Genomic DNA, 9,767 nt, shown 5'->3' with positions numbered 1-9,767 from the left:
CGCTCGGCGAGCAGGGGCCGCACTTCGCCGATGGCCCGGGTGATGGTGGAGCGGTCCACGCCGAACCAGCAGGCCAGCACGTCATGGGTGACCCCGTGACGGAGATGGACGAGCGTGGCCAGGAGCCGGTCGACGAACACCAGCCGGTGTTTCGCGCCGGCTCCCACACGCCGCTGCCGCGGCCGGGAGGCCAGCTTTGCCTGGTGACGCTCATGCCATAACGGGCCGAGGTCCGCGACGAGTTCAGCGATCACATCGGCCGACAGGCCCGTGATCCGACGGCTGCTGACGATCGCTGCACGAGTCACGGTCCCCACCACCCCACCATGATCGACCATCCGTGGCTCGACGTCTCACCGCTTACCGTGCACGAACTCGTTAGGGCTCTACCTGGTCAAACGGCAGGCCACGCGGTGGGGAGCGACACGGCTCTCGGGCGGCAAGGTGGTCTGGTTCGAGCTGAAGTTGCCCCGAGGCTAACGAGCGGTGATGCGTCGAGGGGTGCCGCCTACCTGTCCGCCGGGCGCGGCCGCGAGGCCAAGCTCGCCGCCTACTTCCCGGCGGCCAGCAACCTTGAGCTCGACGGCGTGACCGGGCAGCGGCGAGGTGAGCAACTGACCGTCGTCCGGCTGCGCCAGACCGACACCGCCGTTTGGTCGGTCAGGGTCTCGGCCCGCGTCACTGGCGCGAAGCCCACGGCCGCACCGTCGACGCAAACGGGTGCCTCCCCGAGCCCTCTGCCGCGACCGACGCGGTGCGCTACTTCCAGGTTCCCATGGCCACGGTGGCCATCCCGGCACTGTTCTGGATCTACGTCGTCGTGGGCTGGATGGACAAAGGCGCCCGGCCCGACGATCATGGCGGTCAACTTCCGCGGCGATCATCTGGGGCCTGTCTGTCAGCATGGGCGCCCTCAAGAACAAGACGACCGAGGACATCGTCCAGTGCCAGGGCGGCCCCAACGGCGTCCGGAGGACCAGTGAGCGAGGCCGCCGCCCATGGCGGCGAGCTGGACTTCGAGCCGATTGGCCGCTGCTACACCAAGGCGCGGCGCGCGCCGCTGGTGCACGGCGTGAGCCGGGACGTCAACGGCGACCGGAGGATCCGGCTTCCCGGCGGCCGCCTTGCTGAGCGTCTCCCCGATGCTGGCCGCGCCCCGCCGCGGCCACCTCCGTGGCCGCCCCTACCGACCAGCTCGCCCCACCCGCAGCGATACCCGCATCCACCTGCCCACCGGCGAACAAGCCGCCGCAGCCACCGCCCCGGCGGTCACCGACGCCCTCGCACCGGAGCCCCTGCCGATGCAGACCAGACCCGGCTCGCGACACCCGCCGCCACCACCACCCGCAGGGCCTCCGGCACCCACCGCGCCGGTGGCCTCCGGGTGCAGGCCCTCCTCGCCACCACCACCCGTACCTGACTGGAGAACTGACGATGCGCCTGCCGATCCGGCACGTCCAGCAGGACCTGATCTTCACCACCCACGGCACCGTATGGGCGGTGTGGCGCATGTCATGTCGCTGTGCCCGCAGATCGACCGACCGCCGTGGTGCGGGCCATGGTCGACGACATCGACCTGGAGCGCGTGCGCCGCTATGAGCAGCTCGGGCACGCGGTGCTGGACCGGCTCAAGGACCTGGAGCTGACCGGCCGCACCGACTGGCTCGCGCTCCCGCTGAACCAGAAGGACGCCGTCGTGTCGGCGTTCCGGGCAGCTCGGGCTGAAGTCTCTCTGCAGCTCGGTCTGATGCCCGCGGTCGTCACCGACGCGGAGGTGCGCCGCCGCCTGGAGCAGGCCGAGCGGATCCAGGCCCAATGGTCGACCGGGGTCTCGATGCGGCCGGCGTCTGAGGCGTAGATCCTATGGATCTACGGCCACTCCGCCCGTCGTGGGCTCGCCGAGCCGTTCCCCTGCCTGCGCCGTCGATGCGCGCTCTGCTGGAGGAGCTCACCTGCGGGGCGCCTCGGACGCGGCGGCACCGGGGCTGGCCCGCAAGCTCGCCTCGGTCGCCCGTGGGGGGCCTGGAGCTGCTGCGCGACGGGCGCAAGCAGCAACGCCGCGGCGTACGTCGGCAGCCACGAGGCCGACGACATCAGCCCGGCCTGCAGTGAGACGAGCGTCGTCGCTGCCGTCCGCCTCCGGATCTTTCGACGCCTTGGTTGCCTCTTACCCCTGTAGTCCGCCTCAGCTCAGGTGGATGGGCTCAGTCGGCGTCGTCTGGTCCCTGGTCCCTGAATCAGGGACCAGACCGCTACCGCCGTTGCTCGGGTCCATGAATTCGTGCCTCTAGGACCGGGACTGGACCGTCCTTCAGTCCCTGCTTCTTCAGTCCCTGAAGAAAAGTGCAGGTCAGAGCTGTTCAACCTTTCAGAGAGGGACTGAAGGGACTCAAGATTGCCCTTTCCACGCTTAGTGTGCGCGCGTATGTGCGCGAGCGCTAGAACCCCCTATATGCCTGAGTAGCTCATAACTAGAGATTTGAGTCCCTTCAGTCCCTGACGACGGCGGGCCACTCCCCTGACCAGCAGGTTTAATCAGTGACCGAAGGAACAGGGACCGAAGGGTCTGGAACCGGGCTCAGCCCCTGGGCGGGGGAGAGGGGCTCGGGAGAGGGGGAGCTGTGCTCCGGCAGGGTCCAAAGCTCGGGGCAAATGAGGGACTGACTGGGACACGCCGATCACGCAGTACTGTTGTACGTGATCTTTAGGGCAAATCGACCCAGAATGACTCCACCCAGGGACCGAAGGGACCCAACTTCACAAGAAGGGCCACGTCATAGGTGAGTCGCGCACTCCACTGCGCTAACCTCCGGCATAGTAGATCTTCAGTCCCTTCAGTCCCTTCAGAGTGGCCGAGCAGACGCGGTGCTGAGGGAGAAGAACACCGAGATCGAGAACGAGCCGACACACCGTCAAGGAAGAACCAGTGCCCGTCCAACCCGAGGATCAGCCGTCGCAGGCTACGAGCGGACGGACACCACTGGAGGTCGCCTCATGGCTGGCCCGGCACGGATATCCCGTGCATCCTCTGGTCCCTGGAGCCAAGACGCCCGCACCCAACTGCTCGTCCTGCGGCAGGGCCGAGCACCAGCCGCGGAACTGCCCCTGTCACACGCGACGTGGCTGGTGTCATGGGTTCCATTCGGCCACCACCGATCTGGAGACCATCAGGGAGTGGTGGACCGCTGAGCCGGGCTTCGGTATCGGAGTCGCCTGCGGGGGGGCCGCCGGGCTGGTGGTCATAGACGTGGATGCCCACACCGCGACTCTCCCAGGCCGCGAGCGTCTTCTGCCTGGCATCGCCATCCCTGAGGCGGTGGATCTGACCGGGCTGCAGAGCGGATTCGACACCATCGCCCTGCTGGCCGCCTACCGGAAGCGGCCCGATCCCTGCGAGGACACCACCACCCTGCGCGTGCGGACTCCCTCGGGTGGCATGCACATCTGGTACCGAACTGCCCTGAGCGGGCCCCGGTTCAGGTCCTCCAGCGGCTCGGGAATGAAGGCCGCTCTGGCCTGGCAGGTCGACATCCGCGCCGCCAACGGGTACATCGTCGCTCCCGGCACTCGTACGAGAGCGGGCGAGTACCAGGCCCTCCCCGGAGGGCGCAGGCCCGCGCAGCTTCCCGTCTGGCTCGCCGCCGAACTGACGCGGACGGGCCACAGCATGGACATCACCGAGCCCGGGGCCGCCGTGTCCTCACCGCGGCCCCACGCGCCGAAGCCCGCAGGCGACGGGCGACGCGTTCTCGTCTCGCTGGCCGAGGAGGTCCGCGCCTGCGCTGCGAATCCCACCGGCATGGCCTTCACCGAGAAGCTCAACCGCGCGGCGTTCACTGCGGGGGGGCTCGTACAGGGCGGACACCTCGCGGAGGCCGAATGCCGTGACCTCCTCCTGCGGGCAGCCGCCGAGGCGAGACCTCATCAGCCCGGGCGGAACGCCCGCATCGTCGAATCCGGCCTCCGGGCCGGCAGCGCCCGACCCATCCACCCCAAGGAACGCACATGAGCAGCGCCGGAAGCACCGGGTTCAACGCCCAGGCGGCGGCCGAACAGCTCGCCGCGTTCGCCACCGACTCCGCCGGGACCGCGCCGCAGCTTCCCGCCCAGCCGAAGACGGCCCCTGCCGCAAGAACGCCCTCGGACTTCATCCAGGCGGGGCTCCTGAACAGCCTCAGCGACCGTGGTAACGCGAAGTTGTTCGCCCACCTGCATCACGACAGGTTCCGTCACGTCGAAGGACTGGGCTGGTACGTGTGGGACGAGTACCGGTGGAAGCGCACCGGGGGCGAGAAGGCCGCCATCTGGGCGGCGGGCGACATGGCGGAGGAACTACCCGCCCACGACCCCCGCGGCGTCTTCACGGACCGGGACCTCGCGCAGCACCGCAAGCGCACCATGTCCACCTCCGGCGTCAAGGCCATGCTCACCCAGGCGAAGGCATCGCCCGGACTCGCCCTCGATCCCGACACCCTCGACGGAGACAAGTACGCGCTGTGCACCCCCGCCGGAGTCGTGGACCTGCGTACCGGCGAGCTACGCAAGCCCGATCCCACGCGCGACCTTCACTCGCGTGCGACGTTCCTCGCCCCGGAGGCGATGCCCACCCCACGGTTCCAGGAGTTCCTCACCCAGACCTTCGGTGAGGACGACAAGGGCAAGGAAATGGTCAACTTCCTGCATCTCCTCCTCGGTTACTCGATCACCGGAGACGTAGGGGGCCAGGTCCTCCCGTTCCTCTACGGCGTGGGCGCCAACGGCAAGTCGGCCCTCCTCGACGTCGTCATCAAGATCCTCGGCGACTACGCCGACGTGGCTCCGCCCGGTTTTCTCATGGAACGCGGCAAGTTCAACGAGCACTCCACGGAGCTGACGGAACTCCATGGACGCCGGCTGTTCGTGTGCAGCGAGCTCAAGCCCCACGACAAGTTCGACGAGGCCCGCGTCAAGCTCCTGACCGGTGGAGACCGGCTCAAGGCCCGCCGTATGCGGCAGGACTTCTTCAGCTTCGAGCCGACGCACAAGCTGTGGCTGCTGGGAAACCACCGTCCCGAGGTGGGCACGGGCGGCCACGCCTTCTGGCGCCGGATCCGGCTGATCCCCTTCGAGAAGGTCGTCCCCGACCACAGGAAGATCGACAACCTCGCGGAGATCCTCGTCCACGACGAGGGTCCCGGCATCCTCCATTGGATGATCCAGGGAGCCGCGGCGTACCTCGCGACGAAGCCTCCGCTCACCGGCCCCAGCGTGGTCCGTACCGCGACCCAGGCCTACGCCACCACCGAGGACCACATCGGACGCTTCCTCGCCGAGTGCTGCACGACGGGATCCGACCTCGACGAGCCCCGCGACCTCAGGGTCGAGCAAGGCGCCCTCTACCGCGCCTACAGCAGCTGGTGCCAGGACGGCGAGGGGCTGCGACCCGCCACAACCCGTGCCTTCGCCACGCGAATCCGTGCCGAGGTGGGCGTCGCCTCGCCGAGCGAGATGCTGCGCTCGAACGGTCAGAAGTTCTACCCCGGACTCGCCCTGCTGGTGGAGGAACAGGCCTCGTGACGCGACAGTTCCGGGCAAGTCGCGACGGGATGCCGGTACGCGTCCTCCCGCAAGACGATCGACCCGCCTACCATGGACAGGAATCATGAGCCGAGCAAGCAAGCCTCAGCCCACGACGGTCGGCCCCATACCAGTACCGGCGCTGAACACGATGGTGCTGGGACTGCGGACGGACGACGTGAACGAGAAGGGACTCAAGCCATGAGTTCGCTACTGACACCAGGCGATCTCACCCACGAGGACAAAGTGGTGTGGCTGGAAGACCCTGAGGATCTCGACTACGTACGCCAAGCTCTCGACAAGACCCCACGCCGCCGCGGAAAGCCGCGCTACCACCGCGACGGACGCATGATCGGCTTCACCGAGCTCAGCGACACGGCCGAGGCGGACCCCGACAGCGGGCTGCAGAAGCGGCGCGTCTTCTACCTGCTCCCGCACGACCGGGACGCCGAGCCGAACGGTCTCTACCGTGAGGGGGCTCCGGGGGAGGCCGTGGACCCGCGGACCATCCAGCCTCGGCAGGTCGGCAAGAAGACCGCGCGATCGCAGCGCGGTTCGGCGACGACAGTCGCGTAGCCGAGTCCCTTCGGTCCCTGAACTCCCGTCACTTCCGGTCGGCGTGCTGCCAGGTAAGGCAGGCGCGCCTGCCGGTGGGACGACTGCACTGCGTGCCACCGGCAGGCAGGGAAGCGGGATCGAACTGGAGATCGCTCACCGAACGAGAGTGCCGTTCGAGTCGCTCGTTCAAAGTCTGCCTCTTCGGGCAGCGACTCAGGAGCAGCGACCGAAGGACATTCAGTCGCTGCATAAAACCGCAGGTCAGAGCAGTGACGTTGATCAAACAGCGACTGAAGCGACTCAAGCTCGGGTATATCAGCTCTATATGAACCGAAAGATGTGGCTGATAAATAGGGAGCTTCAGTCGCTTCAGTCGCTGTTCTCTGTGGGAGTACGCCTCTGACCTGCTGTTTTGTGCAGCGACTGAAGGCAGTGACTGAACGCTGGAGGGTCTCTCAGCGCTGCTTCAGTCGCTGTGTCGCGTCCGGAGGGGCCGCTCGGGAGGGTGTCCGCCCCGCTGGGCAATTTCGCTAGGCTAACGGCGTTCTTGAGTCGCTTCAGTCGCTGATGGGGGAAAGATGCCTGCTCACCCGCGGGTTCCCCTCAGTAACCCGACCACGTCCTCAGTCCCTGAGCCGCTCGCGGTCGCACTGTGGTGCGCCGGCCACGGCTGGCCCGTCCACCCGCTGGCGCCGGGTAGGAAGACCCCGGCAGCCAATTGCGAGGAGTGCCGATCGCGACCCCATGACCGCCAGGAGTGCCCGTGCCGGGCTTCGGGGCGCTGGTGTCACGGCTTCCACGCCGCGACGCTCGACACGAACCGGATCCGGCGCTGGTGGGGCCAGAGCCCACGGATGGGCGTCGGGGTCGCCTGTGGCGCGGCGGGCCTCGTGGTCATCGACATCGACGCCCACCCCTCGCCCCCGCCGGCGCGCGCGAGGCTCCTCCCGGGCATCACGATCGCGCAGGACATCGACGTGTCAGCGATGACCACCGGGTTCCACACACTCGCCGTCCTGGCCGCGCTGCGGGGGGAGCGGAACCCGGCCGACGACACCGGCACCTTGCGTGTGCGGACTCCTTCGGGGGGCCTGCACATCTGGTACCGCGCCACCGACGCGCGCCGCTGGCAGTGCTCCACCGGCTCCGGAGGCAGTCGAGCCCTTGCTTGGCAGGTCGACGTACGCGCCGACAGCGGCTACATCGTCGCGCCCGGCACCACCACGCCCGCGGGAACGTACGCCCCGCTGGGTTCCGTGCGTCTGCCCGCATCGTTGCCGCCCTGGCTCGCACAGGAGCTGGAGCGCACCAACCACCTGCCCGCCGCGGGCAGTCCGGCACCCCGAGCCTTCCCCGCCCGTGCCCGGCAGGCTGTCGTCGCGGCCGGTGCCGGTGCCATCCCGGCCGCCAGGGCCCTGGCGACCGTCCTCGCGGACGTGACCGCGTGCGCGGCGGTACCGGAAGGTGCTGCTTTCTCCGAGAAGCTCAACCGCGCCGCCTACACGGCCGGAGGCCTCGCGGCCACGGGTCATCTCTCCCACGACGAAGCCGACCGCCTCCTGCGGGAAGCGGCGGGGATCGCGCGCCCCGGGCAGGAATGGCGGGCCGCGCAGATCATCCGCAGTGGCATGGCGGCCGGTTCCCGAAGCCCTTTCCGTAGGGGGGGCCGGCCGTGACCAGCACCACGGGCGGAGGTGAGGACGTGCTGTTCGACTTCGATCCGCAGGCGATCGCCGAGCAGATCATCGCCAAGAACGCGGCCTTCGCCCGTTCGCAGGCAGCCGCGCAGCCCGTCCGCTCCGCAGGACCGGCAACCGCCGACGGTCTCCTGCCCGACAGTCTCACCGACCGGGGTAACGCCAAGCTCTTCGTGCGGACCTACGCCTCCGACTTCCGGCACGTTCCCGGCTTGGGCTGGTACCGCTGGGACACGACCCGCTGGCAGATGGACGAGGACGATACGGTCCTGTGGGCAGCGGGGGAGATCGGCGAGGAGATCGCCACGACCGACCCCCGGGGCATCCACAGCACGGAGGCCCTCAGGAAGCACCGCAAACGGGCCCTGAGCACCTCCGGCATCAACGCCATGCTCGCGCAGGCAAGGTCCGCTCCGGGCCTGGTCCTCAACGCGGCCATGCTGGACTCCGACCCCTACGTCCTGTGCACCCCCGCGGGCGTGGTCGATCTGCGCACGGGCATGCTGAGGACTCCCGACCCGAACACCGACCTCAACTCACGCTGCACCACCACCGGGCCCAGGGCCATGCCGACCCCACGGTTCCTCCGGTTCCTCACCGACACCTTCGGAGAAGACCCCGAAGGCGCCAAGATGATCGAGTACCTCCAACTGCTTCTGGGATACTCGATCACCGGTGACGTCGGCGCTCAGGTCATGCCCTTTCTCTTCGGGGCGGGCAAGAACGGAAAATCGGTTCTGCTCGACCTCTTCATGAAACTCATGGGCGACTACGCGGACGCCGCTCCGCCCGGCTTTCTGATGGCCCGGCCGTACGAGGGCCATCCCACCGATCTCGCCGAACTCCACGGCCGTCGCATCATCGTGTGCTCGGAGGTCAAGCCCGGTGACAGATTCGACGAAGCACGCGTGAAACTCCTGACGGGAGGCGACCGCATCAAGGCGCGCCGTATGCGGCAGGACTTCTTCAGTTTCGCGCCCACCCACAAGCTGTGGCTCCTCGGCAACCACCGCCCCGAAGTCGGGACCGGAGGTTTCGCCTTCTGGCGCCGTATGCGGCTCATTCCCTTCGAGCGAACCGTCGCCGACGACCGCAAGATCGACAATCTCGCCGACATCCTCGTCGCCGAGGAGGGGCCCGGCATCCTGAACTGGCTCGTCGAAGGGGCCCGGCGGTATCTTGCCGGCGACAAGGACCTCACAGGTCCCGACAAGGTCCGTATAGCCACCACCGCGTACGCCGAGACGGAAGACCACACCGGACGGTTCTATGACGAGGCCTGCCTCCTCAATCCCGATGCCCGCACCGAACAGAAGACCCTCTACGACGCCTACCGGGCGTGGTGTACGAGTGAGGGTTCCCCGCCGGCCACCAGTCGCGCGTTCGCACAGCGGACCCGCGAACTCGTCGGTGTGTCGTCCCCGAAAGAGATGATCTTGTCGAATTCGAGGAAGTACTACCCTGGAATCGGTTTGCTCGCCGACGAGGAGACGGCATGAGTGCCCTGATCAGCGACGACGAGATCAAGTACGAGACCGAACTGGTCTGGCTCGAGGACATCGGACAGCTCGACTACGTCCGCCAGAGCCTCGACCGTCTGCCCACCCGAGGCGGCAGGCCGGCGTACTTCCGCGACGGCCGCATGGTCGGCTATGCCATCCTCGGCCCCGATTCGAAGGCCTCCCGTGCTTCGGGAACCTTCCGGCGCCGCGTCTTCTGGCTTCTGCCTCACGACCGGGACTCGGTTCCCGAGGGGTTGTACCGCGCGTCGGGACCGTCCGAAGGCATCGATCCGCAGACACTCGCCCCCGGTACCAAAGGACGCAAGACCGAACGTTCCGAGGGCGGTCCGCCGTCGACCGCGATGCAGGAGCTCGGCATCACGCTGCCGCTCTAGCGCTCCCGGCCTGCTCGCGGGCGCCGCGACGATGTCCAGGGCCGACCGTGACGAGTTCC

The 9,767-nt window shown here is 68.1% G+C and carries 8 protein-coding genes; 7 read left to right on the top strand and 1 reads right to left on the bottom strand.

Annotation, left to right across the window (positions count from 1 at the left end; genetic code table 11):
* Positions 1 to 308, bottom strand: a 308-nt coding sequence (locus AB0E14_RS26810; RefSeq protein WP_362423212.1) for a transposase family protein, incomplete at its 3' end; no start/stop codon positions are given.
* Positions 309 to 1,522: 1,214 nt separating this feature from the next.
* Here AB0E14_RS26810 and AB0E14_RS26805 point away from each other — a divergent pair.
* The 7 genes from AB0E14_RS26805 (at position 1,523) to AB0E14_RS26775 (ending at position 9,708) form a co-directional block, all read left to right on the top strand.
* On the top strand, positions 1,523 to 1,858 hold the full coding sequence (locus tag AB0E14_RS26805) for a hypothetical protein (RefSeq protein WP_362423209.1): 336 nt from the start codon (positions 1,523 to 1,525) through the stop codon (positions 1,856 to 1,858).
* Positions 1,859 to 2,926: 1,068 nt separating this feature from the next.
* Positions 2,927 to 4,009, top strand: coding sequence for a bifunctional DNA primase/polymerase (locus AB0E14_RS26800; RefSeq protein ID WP_362423206.1), 1,083 nt, complete (start codon positions 2,927 to 2,929; stop codon positions 4,007 to 4,009).
* Positions 4,006 to 5,556 (top strand): phage/plasmid primase, P4 family, encoded by a 1,551-nt coding sequence (locus tag AB0E14_RS26795; RefSeq protein ID WP_362423203.1) that lies wholly within the window; start codon positions 4,006 to 4,008, stop codon positions 5,554 to 5,556. The genes AB0E14_RS26800 and AB0E14_RS26795 overlap by 4 nt, the downstream gene beginning before the upstream one ends.
* 201 nt (positions 5,557 to 5,757) lie before the next feature.
* Positions 5,758 to 6,132, top strand: coding sequence for a DUF6009 family protein (locus tag AB0E14_RS26790; protein WP_362423200.1), 375 nt, complete (start codon positions 5,758 to 5,760; stop codon positions 6,130 to 6,132).
* Between the two features lie 560 nt (positions 6,133 to 6,692).
* Entirely contained in the window at positions 6,693 to 7,790 is a 1,098-nt protein-coding gene (locus AB0E14_RS26785; protein WP_362423197.1) for a bifunctional DNA primase/polymerase, read from the top strand.
* Positions 7,787 to 9,310 (top strand): phage/plasmid primase, P4 family, encoded by a 1,524-nt coding sequence (locus AB0E14_RS26780; RefSeq protein WP_362423194.1) that lies wholly within the window; start codon positions 7,787 to 7,789, stop codon positions 9,308 to 9,310. Before AB0E14_RS26785 ends, AB0E14_RS26780 begins: the two co-directional genes overlap by 4 nt.
* Positions 9,307 to 9,708, top strand: a complete 402-nt coding sequence (locus AB0E14_RS26775; RefSeq protein ID WP_362423191.1) for a DUF6009 family protein — start codon at positions 9,307 to 9,309, stop codon at positions 9,706 to 9,708. The genes AB0E14_RS26780 and AB0E14_RS26775 overlap by 4 nt, the downstream gene beginning before the upstream one ends.
* The last annotated feature ends 59 nt before the right edge of the window (positions 9,709 to 9,767 follow it).

This window comes from Streptomyces sp. NPDC047981, from assembly GCF_040653315.1.
Classification (GTDB): Bacteria; Actinomycetota; Actinomycetes; order Streptomycetales; family Streptomycetaceae; genus Streptomyces.
Note: the sequence above shows the minus strand (reverse complement) of the source record. Positions and strands in the feature narration are given on the sequence as shown.